General features: G+C 35.8%; 18 protein-coding genes and 1 tRNA gene. 9 read left to right on the plus strand and 10 right to left on the minus strand.

The genetic code is table 11. The features are described 5' to 3' along the window. Both THEYE_RS07760 and THEYE_RS07765 read right to left on the minus strand, forming a co-directional pair. Complete coding sequence (locus tag THEYE_RS07760; RefSeq protein WP_012545052.1) at positions 1–1,125, minus strand: ABC transporter permease; 1,125 nt, start codon at positions 1,123–1,125, stop codon at positions 1–3. Beyond that, entirely contained in the window at positions 1,122–2,255 is a 1,134-nt protein-coding gene (locus THEYE_RS07765; protein ID WP_012545696.1) for an ABC transporter permease, read from the minus strand. The genes THEYE_RS07760 and THEYE_RS07765 overlap by 4 nt, the downstream gene beginning before the upstream one ends. Positions 2,256–2,400: 145 nt before the next feature. Between THEYE_RS07765 and mntA the strand changes: the two genes are divergently transcribed. After that, positions 2,401–2,796 (plus strand): type VII toxin-antitoxin system MntA family adenylyltransferase antitoxin, encoded by a 396-nt coding sequence (gene mntA, locus THEYE_RS07770; RefSeq protein ID WP_012546076.1) that lies wholly within the window; start codon positions 2,401–2,403, stop codon positions 2,794–2,796. After that, the gene (gene hepT / locus THEYE_RS07775) at positions 2,789–3,211 is read left to right on the plus strand and encodes a type VII toxin-antitoxin system HepT family RNase toxin (protein WP_012545804.1); all 423 of its coding nucleotides are present in this window, start codon (positions 2,789–2,791) and stop codon (positions 3,209–3,211) included. Before mntA ends, hepT begins: the two co-directional genes overlap by 8 nt. Here the strand turns inward: hepT and THEYE_RS07780 are convergent. Together THEYE_RS07780 and THEYE_RS07785 are read right to left on the minus strand one after the other, a co-directional pair. Beyond that, positions 3,208–4,962: an ATP-binding cassette domain-containing protein gene (locus THEYE_RS07780; protein WP_012546649.1), complete on the minus strand. Its 1,755-nt coding sequence runs from the start codon at positions 4,960–4,962 to the stop codon at positions 3,208–3,210. The genes hepT and THEYE_RS07780 overlap by 4 nt on opposite strands. Before the next feature lie 129 nt (positions 4,963–5,091). After that, positions 5,092–6,042, minus strand: coding sequence for an HlyD family secretion protein (locus tag THEYE_RS07785; RefSeq protein ID WP_012545543.1), 951 nt, complete (start codon positions 6,040–6,042; stop codon positions 5,092–5,094). Positions 6,043–6,124: 82 nt separating this feature from the next. On the opposite strand from THEYE_RS07785, the gene THEYE_RS07790 reads away from it, so the two are divergent. Continuing rightward, a complete protein-coding gene (locus THEYE_RS07790; protein WP_028842486.1) occupies positions 6,125–6,493 on the plus strand; it encodes a DnaJ family domain-containing protein in 369 nt (122 codons plus the stop codon). On the opposite strand, the gene THEYE_RS07795 is transcribed toward THEYE_RS07790, so the two are convergent. Next, a tRNA-Ser gene (locus tag THEYE_RS07795) sits at positions 6,494–6,580 on the minus strand. It abuts the gene before it with no gap. 39 nt (positions 6,581–6,619) lie between these two features. Between THEYE_RS07795 and mnmA the strand changes: the two genes are divergently transcribed. Then, positions 6,620–7,648, plus strand: coding sequence for a tRNA 2-thiouridine(34) synthase MnmA (gene mnmA / locus THEYE_RS07800; RefSeq protein WP_012545186.1), 1,029 nt, complete (start codon positions 6,620–6,622; stop codon positions 7,646–7,648). Here the strand turns inward: mnmA and argC are convergent. The 4 genes from argC to THEYE_RS07820 all read right to left on the minus strand — a co-directional run bounded on the left by argC (position 7,623) and on the right by THEYE_RS07820 (position 10,388). Continuing rightward, positions 7,623–8,663: an N-acetyl-gamma-glutamyl-phosphate reductase gene (argC, locus tag THEYE_RS07805; RefSeq protein WP_012546077.1), complete on the minus strand. Its 1,041-nt coding sequence runs from the start codon at positions 8,661–8,663 to the stop codon at positions 7,623–7,625. The genes mnmA and argC overlap by 26 nt on opposite strands. A 1-nt stretch (position 8,664) precedes the next feature. Further along, on the minus strand, positions 8,665–9,057 hold the full coding sequence (rpsI, locus tag THEYE_RS07810) for a 30S ribosomal protein S9 (protein ID WP_373920408.1): 393 nt from the start codon (positions 9,055–9,057) through the stop codon (positions 8,665–8,667). A gap of 11 nt (positions 9,058–9,068) precedes the next feature. After that, positions 9,069–9,500 (minus strand): 50S ribosomal protein L13, encoded by a 432-nt coding sequence (gene rplM / locus THEYE_RS07815; RefSeq protein ID WP_012544931.1) that lies wholly within the window; start codon positions 9,498–9,500, stop codon positions 9,069–9,071. A gap of 147 nt (positions 9,501–9,647) precedes the next feature. Beyond that, positions 9,648–10,388, minus strand: coding sequence for an N-acyl homoserine lactonase family protein (locus tag THEYE_RS07820; protein WP_012545445.1), 741 nt, complete (start codon positions 10,386–10,388; stop codon positions 9,648–9,650). Positions 10,389–10,628: 240 nt separating this feature from the next. Here THEYE_RS07820 and THEYE_RS07825 point away from each other — a divergent pair, with 240 nt between their 5' ends. From THEYE_RS07825 to ndk, 5 genes are read left to right on the plus strand one after another with little or no spacing between them, the layout of a single operon-like run. Continuing rightward, the gene (locus THEYE_RS07825) at positions 10,629–11,411 is read left to right on the plus strand and encodes an electron transfer flavoprotein subunit beta/FixA family protein (protein WP_012546330.1); all 783 of its coding nucleotides are present in this window, start codon (positions 10,629–10,631) and stop codon (positions 11,409–11,411) included. Next, positions 11,402–12,583 (plus strand): electron transfer flavoprotein subunit alpha, encoded by a 1,182-nt coding sequence (locus tag THEYE_RS07830; RefSeq protein ID WP_012545166.1) that lies wholly within the window; start codon positions 11,402–11,404, stop codon positions 12,581–12,583. Before THEYE_RS07825 ends, THEYE_RS07830 begins: the two co-directional genes overlap by 10 nt. Further along, positions 12,580–13,497, plus strand: coding sequence for an ACP S-malonyltransferase (gene fabD / locus THEYE_RS07835; RefSeq protein WP_012546099.1), 918 nt, complete (start codon positions 12,580–12,582; stop codon positions 13,495–13,497). Before THEYE_RS07830 ends, fabD begins: the two co-directional genes overlap by 4 nt. 18 nt (positions 13,498–13,515) lie before the next feature. Beyond that, positions 13,516–14,454 carry a malate dehydrogenase gene (gene mdh / locus THEYE_RS07840; protein ID WP_012545039.1) on the plus strand — a complete coding sequence of 313 codons (939 nt, stop codon included), beginning with the start codon at positions 13,516–13,518 and terminating at the stop codon, positions 14,452–14,454. Further along, a complete protein-coding gene (gene ndk / locus THEYE_RS07845; protein WP_012545240.1) occupies positions 14,454–14,867 on the plus strand; it encodes a nucleoside-diphosphate kinase in 414 nt (137 codons plus the stop codon). The genes mdh and ndk overlap by 1 nt, the downstream gene beginning before the upstream one ends. Here ndk and THEYE_RS07850 read toward each other — a convergent pair. Continuing rightward, the gene (locus THEYE_RS07850) at positions 14,853–15,440 is read right to left on the minus strand and encodes an NUDIX hydrolase (RefSeq protein ID WP_164924863.1); all 588 of its coding nucleotides are present in this window, start codon (positions 15,438–15,440) and stop codon (positions 14,853–14,855) included. The genes ndk and THEYE_RS07850 overlap by 15 nt on opposite strands. Positions 15,441–15,467 lie beyond the last annotated feature (27 nt).

A 15,467-nucleotide genomic window follows, 5' to 3' on the forward strand; every position in this document is an offset into this window, starting at 1 on the left:
TTACTTAGCAAAGGTTTTTCTGAAACGGTAAACGGAAAAACCAAATAGAATAACACCAAGAAATACAATTCCCACTATATCATGCCAAACATATTTTATTCCGTTTCCCTTAAAAAGCACACTGTAGCCGAAATCAATAAAATATCTCATTGGAGAAACAAGGCTTAAATACTGCATAATAGGCTGCATTGACTCTGGAGGTGTCCATGCACCTGAGAGCATAAGCATTGGTGTAAGAATTACAAGCATAAGCATCATTGACTGAGCAAGATTTCTCGCAACAGTTGCAATGGCTATACCTAAGGATGACATGGTGAAAACATAAAAAAGCATCACAGGATAAAACAAAAATAAACTACCTCTTATTGGAACTTTAAAAATTCCTTTAATCACGAAAAAAATGCTTAAAAAAGACAGAACCCCCACTGCAAAGATTGTAGGAGTTATCTTTGCAAAAAATATCTCCCATGTCCTGGCAGGTGTTACAAGAAGCTGCTCAATGGTTCCGTATTCCTTTTCTCTTACAAGGGCTGCTGCAGTTACAAGAAGGGAAACCATAGTGGTTACATTAAAGAATTCAAGAAGGCTCATAAACCATGCCGTTAAAATATTTGGGTTAAAATGAACCCTTGTTCTTTCATCTATAAATGGAATTTCATTGAAGAATCTATTAGTTATTCCCATTTTTCTTTCAAAAACCTCTATGGCATAGTTATATGTTATTGATGATACATAACCAACAGCCATAGTTGCTGACATAGACATAGTTCCATCAATAATTACCTGAATTTTTGCTCCTCCACTGTCAATCTTTCTTTTAAAATCAGGTGGAATTACAACAGCCATGGAGGCTTTCCCGCTGTCAAGCCAATCAATGATTTCTCTGTCAGTCTGGACAAAGGCAAGGATTTTAAAATAGGGTTTTTGAAACCTGCTAATCAGTTCTCTACTTTCAGGACTATGGCTCATGTCATAAACAATTGTTGGAAAATTTCTTACTTCCATTGATACTCCATGCCCCGCAGTATATATCATGCCTGTGAATCCCCATAGAAGAATAAAAAGTAAAACCTTATCACGCATAAGATGGGTCATCTCTTTTTTTATAAGTGAAAGAAGTCTCATCCTATTCTTTTCCTGAAAAATAGAATTGTTAAAGAATATACAAAAACAGCATAGAGAAAAAGTGACAGAAGATTAGGCAGATAGTAACTGAACCCAAGTCCTTTAAGATATACCCCTCTTACAACTCCGATAAAGTATGTTGCAGTAATAAATTTGCTCATTATTTGACCTGTAAGTGGCATGCTTGTAACTGGTGAGAAAAATCCTGAATACATAAATGAAGGTGTAATTGTGCCCAAGAATGCAATAAGCATTGCTGAAATCTGAGTCTTTGCTATCATTGATATAAATATCCCGATTCCGATTGTGCATGAAAGATAAAGCAGAGTAGCAAGGGTAAGTAAGAAAAAGTTTCCAATAAATTTTGCTTTAAAAAAAACAACTGTGATAATGAAAAGTATGATATATGTGAGAAAAGATACAGTTATGTAAGGAATTGCTTTACCAAAGACAACCTCCCATTTTTTTACAGGTGAACAGTAAAGATTAAAAATACTGCCTGACTCCTTTTCCCTAACAACAACCAATGAGGCAATCAAGACAGGGTAATACATAAGAGTTATGACAAGCATTCCAGGAAGTATAAAGTTTTTACTTTCAAGTGCTGGATTATACCAGGCTCTCATTTCAGTTTCTATTGGAAAACTTATTGACATTCCCTTCATTGAAGTATAATTTTCAAGAATTTTTTGATTGAACTGATTGTTAATTGCAGATACATATCCTTTTATTACTTCTGCACGAGATGGGAATGAGCCATCAATGAGAAACTGCACCTGAGTTTTCTGTCCGCTATAAAGTTTCCTTGAAAAATCAGGAGGTATCACTACAACAACTCTGCATTTACCTGATTGAATTAACTCATAAGCTTCATCATAACTATCTATAAGAGCATAAAACCTGAAATACTCCGAGTTTGTAAATGAGTATCTATAATCCCTGCTTAAAGCTGAACGATCAAAATCAAGAAATGTCACAGGAATGTTCTTTACATCAAGAATCAATCCATATCCCATCAGTAACATGATTACTACAGGCACAAAAAGAGCCAAACTAAGATAAAGAGGGTCACGAAGTAATTCCCTGAACTCTTTCTTAAGTATGGCAAGCAGACGTTTGGGCATTTTCATAGGTTTTAGAGTAATGAATTTTGATATAATAAATCAATTTAAATACATGAAATCCCATACTAAAATAATCATCGGGGACAGTAGAAGGATGTTTGAAATTGAGGACAGCAGTATTGATTTAGTTGGCTTATGATATACTTTAAATATGAATGCTTCAGACAGGGAAAAATTTGAGGAACTGGCAAAAAAATTCAGAATCCATTTTATCCTGCTTTTTGGCTCAAAGGCTGAAGGCAAAGATACATCTGAAAGCGACACTGATATAGCTGTATATGCAGATCATGTGCTTTCTGAGGATGAAAAAATAAATATCATCTTTGAACTTTCCTCTATCCTAAGGACTGAAAACATTGATCTTGTTGATTTAAAAACTGCTTCACCATTACTTAAAAAGAAAATTTTTGATAATTATAATGTCCTGTTTGTAAAAGATAGTTTTCTACTATATCAAGCTGAACTGTCCACTTTACATGAATATGAGGAAAGTAAAATACTCCGTGAAATATTGAATGAAAGACTTAAAGAGTTTGCCCGTGATTGATAAGGAGTTCATAAAAACAAAACTTTTTCTGATTAAATCATATTACGAGGAGCTTGAACAGATACTTTCCTTCTCTGATTCAGAAATAAAAGAGGATTTTATAAAATTGAGAGCTATAGAAAGAGTAATTCAGCTCATTGTAGATGAAATTATTGATATTAATAATCATATTGTGAGATATCACCCATTAAAATTACCCAATGACTTTCAAAGTAGTTTCTTGATTCTTGCCGAAAATAATATTCTTCCAGAGTCTTTCGCAAAAAAAATCGCACCAGTTGTTGGATTGAGAAACAGGCTTGTTCACAGATACGAAAAAATTGATCTGGATCTCCTCTTGAATTTAATCAGAAAAAATAAAGACGACTTTATTGAATATGTCAAACATATTCTGGATTTTATTCAAAAATCCTAATCTTTTTCACTCTCCTTTATATAATCAACAAAGGCTTCTTGAAGGGGAACATGACTAAGGGTGGTTTCAAACTGTTTAATCCCTGCATTTTTTAATGTCTCATTGATCTTTTGTTGGGTAACCTCAGGTTCAAAGCTTCTTATGAATATTTTACTACCATAGATTGAGATTTCTTTAAAATTTTTCGTGAGTAAATCATACACTTCCATAAATCTTTCACTCTTTATCTGAATAAGGCTTCCAGAGATTTTTTCAGAGTTTTTCTTTATTTCTTCAGGGCTTCCTTCTGCTATTACTCTTCCCCGATGCATAAGACAGAGGCTATCACAGTTTTCAGCTTCATCCATGTAGTGAGTTGAAACAATCACTGTTACATTTTTGTCTCTTGAAAGCTTAAAAATAATCTTCCAGAAACTTCTCCTTGCAACTGGGTCAACTCCGCTTGTTGGTTCATCAAGAAATAATACAGGTGGTTCATGTAAAAGTGCACAGGCAAGAGTAACTCTCTGCCTTATTCCAAGTGGTAGGTCTTTGGTTAGTCTTTCCTCAAATCCTTTCAGTCCAAGCATTTCAATTACTCCGCTGAAGTCATTATTTTTTACACTGTAAAGTCCTGCATAAAGCCTCATGTTTTCCTTTACTGTAAGGTCTCTGTAAAGAGAGAATCTCTGAGACATATAGCCGATAATACCCCAGACTTTGCTTCTGTCCTTTTTTACATCATAGCCAGCAATTTTAATTTCTCCCTCTGTTGGCTCAAGTAGTCCACACATCATCTTTATTAGAGTTGTTTTGCCTGCACCATTTGGTCCAAGAAGTCCAAGTATCTCTCCCTGCCCTACTTCTAAGTTAACTGAGTCAACCGCCTTAAACTTTCCAAATGTTTTTGTTACTGAATGGCATGAAATGATAATTTTTCCACCCTCTATGGAGATTCCTCGCAGACCCTTCGCCTGCGGCTCAGGGCTACGCTTCGCTTCGGCTCGGAATGATGAAGGATAACTAATATTCAGTTCAGCCTTTTGCTTTGCTTCTGCTACTTTCTCTATGAAAACCTTTTCCAGATTACCCAGTTCCTCAGGTCTGTCCTGAAGAAGTATCCTTCCTTCATGCATTAAAGCAATCCTGTGGCATCTCTCTGCCTCATCCATGTAGGATGTGGAAAGCAAAACAGTCACACCTCTTTGTCTTACAAGTCCGTGAATAATATTCCAGAAATCCTGCCTTGAAAGGGGGTCAACTCCTGTTGTTGGTTCATCAAGAAGAATTATGTCTGGTAGATGTAGCAGAGTACATACAAGGGCAAGCTTTTGTCTCATTCCACCAGAAAGTGCCTTTGCCTGTCTTTGAAGAAATAGAGTTAGCCTTGTTATTTCAAGTAATGTTTTTTTGTTTTTTTCAAATACCTCATCAGGAATTAGTCTAAGTCCTCTGAAAAACTCAATATTTTCCTCAATTGAAAGGGAGTCATATAGATTAAGTCCCAATCCCTGAGGCATGTAGCCGATAAGAGCTTTAACTTTCTCAGGATTTTTGGTAACATCTATGTCATTGACAAAGGCTTTGCCACCATCTGCCTTAAGCACCCCCGCTAAAATCTGTATTATTGAGGTTTTTCCAGCACCATCTGGACCAATAAGACCAAAAACTTCGCCTTTGTTAACAGAAAAAGAAACATTATCAACTGCTTTGATTTTTTTATAGCTTTTACAGAGATTTTCAACTTTTATGACAAAATTTTTCTCAATCATGTGCCACTTTTTTATTATTCTTATGGCATGAAAAACTTAAAGGATGCTCTTTTTTTGTTAGAGATTCCTCGGGACATTTAGTCCCTCGGAATGACAAAAAAGGATGTGGACATTTGCTTTTGATAAATATTATCGTGGCTTTATCCAAGGTGCGTCATCTTTCCACTTTATTACAACATCAGCAGGCATTCCTGGCTTAAGCAATCCTTCAGGATTTTCAACTGAAACTTCAACTCCAAAAACAAGTTTCACTCGCTCTTCTTTTGTTTCAACATTTTTCGGAGTAAACTCTGCTTGCTCATAAATTTTTGTGATTTTGCCATTGAAATATTTGTCAGGATAGGCATCTATATACACTCTTGCTGGTAGCCCTATCTTTAGCTTTCCTATTTCTGGTTCAGGAATATAAACCTTGACATAAAGCTTGTTTAGGTCAACCATTACATAAAGCACAGTCCCTGGATTTACAACCTCGCCAACCTCTACAGGTCTACTTAAAATCACTCCTCCAGCTGGTGAGTAAATCTTTGTCTCATTCAAATCAGCCTGAGCTTCCTTTATTCTTTGTTCAGCTGCTCTGTAGCTTGACTCTGCTTGAGTTATAGCTTTAACTGCTGCCTCAACTTCAGCCTGTGCTGATTCATACTGCATTTTAACTCTATCAAAATCGCTTTTTGAAACAAGTTCCTCTTTAAGAAGGCTACTGTAACGGTCATAATCCTTCTTTGCCTTCTCATAAGAAGCCTGAGCCTTTATAAGATTTGCTCGAGCCTGAGCAATTGAAGAATAATAAGCCTGAGCCGTCTCAACCGCATTTCTATATCTTGCTGTAAGTTGTTCGGAGTCAATCTCGCAAAGAAGTTCTTCCTGTCTGGCAGTATCTCCTTCATCTTTGTAAAGTTTAGTAATTCTACCCTGAATTTTTGGGGATATATTTGTTTCTCTGCCTTCTATTCGTCCACTTAGGATAATAAGTCCTTCTGGAAATTTGGTTGTTTTTGTTATGACTATGTAAACTAAAGAAAAAATAAAAATCAAAATAACAAAAACTATTAAGAGTTTTTTGAGATTAATTTTCACTGTTTTTATTATATAGATTGTTTTTTCGGAAATTCAATCTGATTTGACATTTATAGAGTTTTTTCTGGCATCATAAAATATGATGAATATATTTGAAAAAATTGCTGAAGAAAAAATTCGTGAAGCAATGGAACAGGGGCTATTTGATGACCTTCCAAATAAAGGAAAGCCCCTGAAATTTGAAGACATGAGCTTTGTTCCTGAAGACTTAAGACTCGCATATAAAATCCTTAAAAATGCAGGATGCATACCTCCTGAGATGGAGATAAGAAAAGAGATAATAGACTTAAAAGATTTACTCAAAACAATAGATAACGATGAGGAGAGAATTAAAAAAATCAGAGAACTCAATTTTAAACTACTCAAATTCAATATAGGCAGAAAGCGTCCCTTTTATCTTGAGGATTTTCCAGAATACGAAGACAAAATACTTCAAAAATTTATCGGATAACGGAGAGGGAGGGATTCGAACCCTCGGTGAGGTTACCCCCACAGCGGTTTTCGAGACCGCCCCAATCGTCCACTCTGGCACCTCTCCAGAAAGTTTATAATAAATTATATCACCAAAAGCTGACTTATGGAAAAAGTTCTATTAGCAATGAGTGGAGGCATTGATTCATCCGTAGCAGCCTATTTACTGAGAGAAAAGGGAATGGCTGTGGAGGGAGTTTTTTTTATTCTCTTTGATGAACCTGCAAATATTGAACTCGCAAAGCAGACAGCTAATTTCCTCAATATAAAGCTTCATATAGAGGATTTAAGAGAAAAGTTTAAAGCTGATGTAATTACACCTTTTTTTGAAGGCTATAAAAAAGGAATTACACCAAATCCCTGTGTGATATGCAATAAAAAGATAAAATTTCCCCTGCTGAAATTCTTAGCAGAAAAAGTTAAGGCGAATTACATAGCAACAGGTCATTATGCAAGAATTGTAAGAATAAACAATATTCCCCTTTTAATGAAGGGAATTGACCCCAAAAAAGACCAGTCCTATTTTCTCTATGGAATTGAAAGGACTTTGTTATCTCATATTATCTTTCCTTTGGGAGAATACACGAAATATAAGATAAGAGAAATAGCAGAAAAAGTGGGGATTCCATCAAAGGTAGCAGAAGAAAGCACAGAGGTATGCTTCCTTAGAGATAAAAGGTACTACGAAAGTATCAGACCTACAAAAGGAGGCCCAATAATTGAAATGTCTACGGGAAAAATCATAGGGCAACACAGGGGAATTCATCTCTATACTATTGGGCAAAGAAAAAGATTAGGTATTGCCTCACCCCATCCTCTTTACGTTGTCAAGATAGAGCCTTCTGAAAATGCCGTTTATGTGGATTCTAAGGAAAAGGCTTTTATGAGAGAGTTTGTTGTAAATGAGCTTAACTGGCTTTGTGATATAGAAAAAGAAGAATTTAGCTGCCAAGTAAAAATTCGCTATGCAATGAATCCAGAAAAAGCTACAGTTACCCTAATTAATAAAGACAGAGCCAATGTTGTTTTTGAAAAACCTCAATTTGCACCTACCCCTGGTCAGAGTGCAGTTTTTTATAATGGGGATATTGTTTTAGGGGGAGGAGTAATTAAGGAGATAATGCAAGGTTTTTAAGGGCTTTTGTCTCATCAATTCCGAACATGATATTCATGTTTTGAACTGCCTGCCCTGAAGCCCCTTTTACAAGGTTATCTATCGCAGAGATAAGAATTATTCTTCCTGTTCTTTGATTAACAACAACGCCTATGTAGCAGTAATTCGTGCCTTTTACATATTTTATAGCAGGAACCTGTCCCTCTGGCATAATTTTAATAAAGGGCTCATTTTGATAGGCTTCTTCCAATACTTCTATGGCTTCTTTGGTTGTGATATTTTTGTTTAATTTTCCGTAGATAGTTGATAAAATTCCTCTGTTTAATGGTAAAAGATGGGTGGTAAAATCTATTGTTATGTCTTTGCCAGAGGCAAAGCTTAACTCTTGTTCAATTTCAGGAGTGTGTCTGTGTTTTGCCACATTGTAAGCTCTAAAATCCTCATTTACTTCGCAGTAGCTTAAAGTTACCTCCGTTTTTCTCCCAGCCCCAGAAGTTCCAGATTTTGAATCCACCACTATTGTATCTAAGTTAATCAGCTCTTTTTTCAAAAAAGGATAAAGGGGTAAAATTGCGCTTGTAGGATAACAGCCAGGATTGGCAATAAGTCTCGCTTTTTTTATTTTATCCCTGTATATTTCTGGTAATCCATACACTGCTTCTTTAAGGAGTTCAGAATAGGAATGGGAAGTTTTATACCATTGTTCATAAACCTTTGAATCTTTTATCCTAAAGTCAGCAGAAAGGTCTATGACTCTTTTGTTAGCCTCTACAAGTAATGCTCCTACTTCCTGAGATTTTCCATGAGGAAGAGCAAGAAAGTAAACGTCAGCTCTATCTTTTATTTTTTCAATATGAAGGTTTTCAAATTTAAGGTTCTTATAGATAAAAAAAGCAGGGAAAAGCTCTGAAACGCTTAACCCTGCTGATTTTTCACTTGTAACACCTACTATTTCAACTTCATCATGTCCTGCAAGAATTCTCAGGAGTTCACTTCCTGTATAACCACTTCCACCACATATGAAAGCTTTAAGCATTTTATCTCTTGGAGAACTGGAATCTCTTTCTTGCCTTTGGTTGACCGTATTTCTTTCTCTCTACCTCTCTTGGGTCTCTTGTAAGAAGTCCTTCCTTTTTAAGTTTTGGCTTGAGGTCTGGATTAAGATTAACAAGAGCTCTTGCAATGCCATGCCTTATAGCACCTGCTTGCCCACTCAAACCACCACCACTTACATTAACCACTACATCATATTTACCTGTTACACCAGCTACATGAAATGGTTGATAAAGAAGCATTCTTAATGTTTCTCTTGAAAAATACTCTTCAATTGGCTTGTTATTTACTGTAATTTTACCTGAGCCTGGTAATAAAATAACTCTGGCAACTGACCTTTTTCTTCTTCCTGTGGCTAAATTCTCAGACATTCCTATCACCTCAAACTTTAACTTAATTTAAGAGGTTCAGGTTTTTGAGCAATATGAGGATGTTCCGAACCTCTGTAAACTTTTAGTTTTTTTATCATTTTTCTACCCAATCTTGTTTTAGGAAGCATACCCCAGACAGCATCAACTATAACTTCTTCAGGTTCTTTTTCAAGTCTTTCCTTTAGAGTTTCTGCTTTCAAATTACCCATGTAACCGGTATGATGATAATAAATCTTATCGGTAAGTTTTTTCCCTGTTACTTTAATTTTTTCTGCATTGATAACCACTACAAAATCACCATTGTCTACATTTGGAGTGTAGGTTGGCTTATTTTTACCCATTAAAACCTTTGCAATTCTTGAGGCAAATCTTCCCAGCGTTTGCCCATTAGCATCAAAAATAAACCAACGTCTGTTTACTTCTTCCTTTTTTACAAAAACTGTCTTCATATTTATCCCTCTCTTCAGAAAAATTATTAACCAAGACTTAAAATTATAAATTACCTTAAAAAATATTTATTTGTCAAATTTAGAACTCTTTTGTCCTTGTTTCAAGGAAAATAGCTATCTATTTGTCTAAGCCGCAGACATATTCAATTATGGAATTGTTTCAATAAAAGCATATTTTGGTTCATGAAGAGGGATTAATATATCCGCCAGTTCCTTAGTTTTCAATAAGATATCATAGGCTTCATAGGAATTCACCAGAGTTCCAGGAGGTATTACCTCCATACCCATCCCGAGTATTTTAGGTGGTGGATTAAGATTTTCCTCAATTACACAAAATCCTGTTATTAATGCCTTACCTTTTTCAGTATCTATAAGAATGGACATTCCACCTGGAGTATGGGCGGGTGCTTGAATCATTTTTATTCCAGGAAGAATCTCTGCATCTTCTTTTAAAGCAATAATCTGCTCATTGTTTTCAACTTCTGATATAAAGTCTTCGTTATATCTAAAATCAAGAGCATGAGGATTATGAATTTGTTCTAATTCTTTTTCGTGAACATAAAATCTGGCATTAATGCACTTTGAGTCATTCTCACAATGGTCATTATGTAGATGGGTATGAAGCACAATGTCAATATCTTCAGGCTTTAAGCCATATTTTGCAAGCCCTTCTTCAAAGGTGTAAACTTTGCCAATAGCTTTTTCAATTTCAGTAGAACTTCTGGGCGCGAACTCTCCTGTATCAATCAAAATATTTTTATCGCCACCCTCTATATACCATGAAAATATAGGTATTACAAAAGGTTTTCCATAATCATGCTGATAAGTCATCATACCCTTATCAAATATCTTTGCACCCATAACAATTGGATGTATTTTATAAATCATGTTTTTATACTAAATAGTTTTGATAGAATTATGTCAAGCTATTTTATACCTCAAACGACCATTGAGCTTGTTAATCTGAATTGAGTTATTTTTAAAGTTTATTTTGTCTTTTATAAAAGTTTGAAACATAGCTTAACTTTTATATCGGTAATTTTAAATTGAAAGCTATCTGATTTGTGAGGTATAATTTTAATTTAAACTTCTGTGCAGAGCTTTATCTGCCAAAAATTGGAGGTGCTAATGAGGATTATCGTATGTATTAAACAAGTTCCAGATGTTACGGAAGTAAAAATTGATCCAAAAACAAATACCCTTATAAGAGAAGGCGTTCCAAGTATTATGAATCCCTATGATTTGCATGCTATTGAAGCCGCATTAGAGCTTAAAGAAGCCACAGCTGGTAAAGTCACAGCAATAACAATGGGACCTCCTCAGGCTGAAGAGGTGCTGAGAGAAGCAATATCTATGGGTGTTGATGATGCTATTTTACTTACAGATAGAAGATTTGCGGGAGCAGATACATGGGCAACTGCTTATACCCTTTCAATGGCAGCACGAAAAATTGGTTTTGATTTAATAATATGTGGCAAACAGGCAATTGACGGTGATACTGCTCAAGTAGGACCTGAAATGGCTGAATTTCTCAATATCCCTCATGTCTCTTATGTAAGAAAGATTCATAACGTCTCCTCTCAAGAAATGATCATTGAAAGACTTATGGATGACTGTTACGAAAAAATACAGGTCTGTTTACCAGCATTGATAACAGTAGTAAAAGAATTAAACAATCCCCGCCCACCCTCAATAAGAGGTAAAATGGCAGCTAAAAAAGCTGTAATCCCAAGATGGAATGCTGATGACATTAATGCAGAGGAAGAAAAAATCGGACTTAAAGGCTCTCCCACAATGGTTAAAAATATCTTTGCTCCACCACCGAGAGGTGAGAGAAGAATTTTAGAAGGTTCTCCTGAAGAACAAGTTGATATACTTCTCAAAGAACTAAGGAGGTTAGGATGCTTATAAAAATTAACATAGAAAAATGCACAGGTTGTGCAACATGTGTAAATGTATGTCCTTTCGGAGCAATAATAATTAAAGAAGATAAAGCTTTTATTACAGAAAGCTGTACACTTTGCGGTGCCTGTGTTGAGTCATGTTCTGAAGGAGCAATTATAGATGCAAGAGATAAAGAAGTTGAAAAGCCTAAGGATTTTAAAGGTGTCTGGATATTTGCTGAACAATCACAGGGCAAGATTGCATCTGTAGCTTATGAACTTCTTGGAATAGGAAGAAAGCTTGCTGATGAACTAAAATCAGAACTCTGTGCCGTGCTTTTCGGTAATTCAGATGAAGTCCAGGAACTTATTAAATGGGGAGCAGATAAAGTTTACTATGTTAACTCTCCAGACTATATATGTCTTGATGATGAACTTTATTCAAAAACACTTGTAAAACTTGTTAATGATTATAAACCAGAAATAATGCTTGCTGGTGCCACTGCTATAGGTCGTTCATTTATTCCAAGAGTTGCAGCAAAACTAAGAGTTGGCTTAACAGCAGACTGCACAGGGCTTGAAATTGACAAAGAAACAGGGAACTTGCTCCAGATTCGTCCTGCCTTTGGCGGAAATATTATGGCAACAATTGTTTCTCCTAATAGTCGTCCTCAAATAGCAACTGTAAGACCACGAGTCATGAAACGCGGTGAGTATAATCCAGAGCGTAAAGGAGAAATAATAGAAGTAGAGCCTTTGAAACCTTCTGGAAGGATTAAAATTCTTGAAAGAGTTGAAGACACTTCTTTTTGTAAAGTTAATCTTCAGGATGCAAAAGTCATTGTCTCAGGTGGTAGAGGTATCGGTGGTCCTGAAGGATTTAAAGCACTATGGGAGCTTGCAAATCTACTTGGTGGAACAGTTGGAGCATCTCGTGCAGCGGTTGATGAAGGATGGATACCCTATGCTCATCAGGTTGGGCAAACAGGAAAAACTGTCTGTCCAAAGCTTTATATTGCCTGCGGTATTTCAGGTGCTGTTCAACATCTTGTAGGAATGCAATCCTCTGATATAATCGTAGCAATCAATAAGGACCCAAATGCTCCTATATTCAATATTGCTACCTACGGAATAGTTGGTGATGTTAAAATTATCCTGCCACTTTTGATCAAAAAGATTCAGGAAGGAGTGTCACTGTGATAGCTTTTGTTTTTCCTGGACAGGGTTCACAGTATGTTGGAATGGGGAAGGAACTTATTTCAATAGCAAAAGACTTATTTGATAAAGCAAGTGAGTTTGCTGGATTTGATATTTACAAACTCTGCAATGAAGGACCGGCTGAAGAGTTACAAAAGACAGAAAATACTCAACCAGCAATTCTTACGGTTTCATATACTTTGTTAAGAGAAACATTAAGATTTGGTATCAATCCACAGTATGTAGCAGGGCATTCTCTTGGAGAATATACAGCAGCAGTTGCAGCAAATGTTTTAGATTTTGGTGACGCAGTAAAAATTGTAAGGCAGAGAGGCTTACTGATGGCACAAGCTCAACCTGAAGGCAAAGGAGCAATGGCGGCTGTTTTAGGACTTGACAATAATATTGTTAAAGAAATTTGTAAAAATGTTACCGCAGGATATGTTGATGTAGCAAATTTTAACTGTCCAGGACAGGTTGTTATCTCAGGTGAATCAGAAGCGGTTAAAAAGGCTTCTGAGGTAGCTAAACAAAAGGGTGCAAAGAGAGTAATCATGTTGGGAGTAAGCGTGCCAAGTCATTGTTTACTTATGAAGGAAGCTTCTGAGAAATTGAAAGAGTTTATTTCCCAATTTAAATTCAATGATGCAAAAATTCCAGTTGTCACCAATGTTGATGCAAAAGAAAAATCCGGTGCTTCAGAAATTGTTGATGCTCTTATAAAACAACTTTATAGCCCTGTTTACTGGCAGGACTCTGTAAAATATATGATTTCAAAGGGAGTTAATACCTTTATAGAGATTGGACCAGGAAAAGTTTTGGCAGGACTTATAAGAAGAATTGATGAGACTGTTAAAGTTTTCAACGTAGAAAATATGAATGATTTGGAAAAAATCTTGAACAATGTTGAATTATAATAATGCGGGAGGACTAAAATGAGAAAAAAATTAGGGATTGTAGGAGCTGGCAATGTTGGTGCAACTCTTGCACTTTTTGCTGTAAATAGCGGATTAGCAGATGTTGTTCTTTATGACATTGTTGAAGGAATGCCTCAGGGTAAAGCTCTTGATATCCTGCAAAATACTGCTGTAATTGGAATCAAGGCAAATATTTCAGGGACGAACAATCTTGATGACCTTGCAGGCTCTGATATTGTTGTAATTACTGCAGGGCTTGCAAGAAAACCCGGGATGAGAAGAAAAGACCTTCTCATGGCAAATGCTGAAATTGTTGGGAATATTGTAAATAAACTTGCTCCAATCTGTCCTGATACAAATTACATAGTTGTTACTAATCCGATGGATGTAATGGCTTACGTAACAATGGTAATATCAGGCACAAAAAGACAAAAAGTTCTTGGAATGGGAGGAATTCTTGATTCATCAAGATTCAAAACATTTATCTCAATGGAATTGGGAGTATCTCCTAAGGATATAGAAACAACTGTTCTTGGAGGACATGGACTTTACATGGTTCCACTTGTAAGATTTACCACTGTAAAAGGAATTCCTCTCTCAAAATGGCTTCCACAGGACAAGATTGAATCACTTGTTCAGAGAACCCGTGAAGGAGGTGCTGAAATTGTTTCTCTTCTTAAAACAGGCTCAGCCTATTATGCTCCTGCTCAGTCCACATTTGAGATGGTCAAGGCTATATTACTTGATGAAAAAAGAATTTTGCCATGCTCAGTCTATCTTGATGGAGAATATGGTGCAAAAGATGTATTTAACGGAGTTCCTGTTGTGCTTGGCAAACAGGGACTTGAAAAAATAGTTGAGTTAGAGCTTACAGAAGAAGAAAAACAAGCCTTTGAAAACTCTACTGAAGAAGTGAAAAATATGATAAAAATTCTTAAAGAGGAGGGCAGAATATAATGGAAAAAACTCTTGTTATTATCAAACCAGATGCTGTCAAGAAAAATCTTATTGGAGAAATAATCTCAAGATTTGAAAAAAACGGATTAAGGGTTGCAGCAGTTAAAAAGATAAAAATGACAAAAGAAGAGGCAAAAGGCTTTTATATTGTTCATAAAGATAGACCATTTTACGAATCCTTAACTGATTTTATGTCTGAAGGACCGATTGTTGTAATGGTCTTGGAAGGCGAAAATGCCATAACAAAAGTAAGAAAAATTATGGGAGCAACGAATCCTGCTCAGGCAGAAGAAGGGACAATTAGGAAAGATTTTGCAGAAAACATTGAAAGAAATGCTGTGCATGGTTCTGACTCCCAACAGTCAGCAGCCTATGAGATTCCCTATTTCTTTTCTGCCTTAGAAATTCTTTAAAAAATTCGGGTCTCCTGAGAATAAGGGAGACCCTGTCAATTCCTTCAACGAATTGCTAAACCAGAAAGGCATGAATCCATAAATTGAAAGATACCTCAAAAATTCATATTTGAAGTTATCACTAAAAAAATCAAAATTCAACAATTGCTGCATTTTCTCAATGCTCCAGAAGGCAATCTCCTCAATCTCATTTTTATTGAAACTAAAAGGTCCTTCATGAACTGTGCAGTAAGTATAAACCAATTCACTTTCGTAATTGTTTGAATGAATATATGTATAAAGAAAATGAAGATTTTCTGAAACAATACCCAATTCTTCAAGCATTTCTCGTTTTGCTGCAGTGAGAATATCCTCTCCAGGCATTATATGCCCACCAACAGATGTATCCCATTTGCCTGGTGCAACATCTTTATGAGATGCCCTTTTTTGAAGAAGTAACTCGCCTTTTGAATTAAATACAAGCACATGAACTACTTTATGAAGCATTGATGGATTACCATGAATAATACTTCTTGGAGCTATAGATATAATTCTGCCGTCTCTATCAACAACTTCAAGAAATTCTTCCATCATGCTCCTTTTAAGGCATATCAATATTAC

It is taken from the genome of Thermodesulfovibrio yellowstonii DSM 11347, from assembly GCF_000020985.1.
Classification (GTDB): domain Bacteria; phylum Nitrospirota; class Thermodesulfovibrionia; order Thermodesulfovibrionales; family Thermodesulfovibrionaceae; genus Thermodesulfovibrio; species Thermodesulfovibrio yellowstonii.

Excerpts from the sequence above, each read along its gene's own strand:
- THEYE_RS07760 (WP_012545052.1), bottom strand. The coding sequence starts at position 1,125 with ATGAGACTTCTTTCACTTATAAAAAAAGAGATGACCCATCTTATGCGT.
- THEYE_RS07765 (WP_012545696.1), bottom strand. The coding sequence starts at position 2,255 with ATGAAAATGCCCAAACGTCTGCTTGCCATACTTAAGAAAGAGTTCAGG.
- mntA (WP_012546076.1), top strand. The coding sequence starts at position 2,401 with ATGAATGCTTCAGACAGGGAAAAATTTGAGGAACTGGCAAAAAAATTC.
- THEYE_RS07780 (WP_012546649.1), bottom strand. The coding sequence starts at position 4,962 with ATGATTGAGAAAAATTTTGTCATAAAAGTTGAAAATCTCTGTAAAAGC.
- THEYE_RS07790 (WP_028842486.1), top strand. The coding sequence starts at position 6,125 with ATGAATATATTTGAAAAAATTGCTGAAGAAAAAATTCGTGAAGCAATG.
- mnmA (WP_012545186.1), top strand. The coding sequence starts at position 6,620 with ATGGAAAAAGTTCTATTAGCAATGAGTGGAGGCATTGATTCATCCGTA.
- argC (WP_012546077.1), bottom strand. The coding sequence starts at position 8,663 with ATGCTTAAAGCTTTCATATGTGGTGGAAGTGGTTATACAGGAAGTGAA.
- rplM (WP_012544931.1), bottom strand. The coding sequence starts at position 9,500 with ATGAAGACAGTTTTTGTAAAAAAGGAAGAAGTAAACAGACGTTGGTTT.
- THEYE_RS07820 (WP_012545445.1), bottom strand. The coding sequence starts at position 10,388 with ATGATTTATAAAATACATCCAATTGTTATGGGTGCAAAGATATTTGAT.
- THEYE_RS07825 (WP_012546330.1), top strand. The coding sequence starts at position 10,629 with ATGAGGATTATCGTATGTATTAAACAAGTTCCAGATGTTACGGAAGTA.
- THEYE_RS07830 (WP_012545166.1), top strand. The coding sequence starts at position 11,402 with ATGCTTATAAAAATTAACATAGAAAAATGCACAGGTTGTGCAACATGT.
- mdh (WP_012545039.1), top strand. The coding sequence starts at position 13,516 with ATGAGAAAAAAATTAGGGATTGTAGGAGCTGGCAATGTTGGTGCAACT.
- ndk (WP_012545240.1), top strand. The coding sequence starts at position 14,454 with ATGGAAAAAACTCTTGTTATTATCAAACCAGATGCTGTCAAGAAAAAT.
- THEYE_RS07850 (WP_164924863.1), bottom strand. The coding sequence starts at position 15,440 with ATGATGGAAGAATTTCTTGAAGTTGTTGATAGAGACGGCAGAATTATA.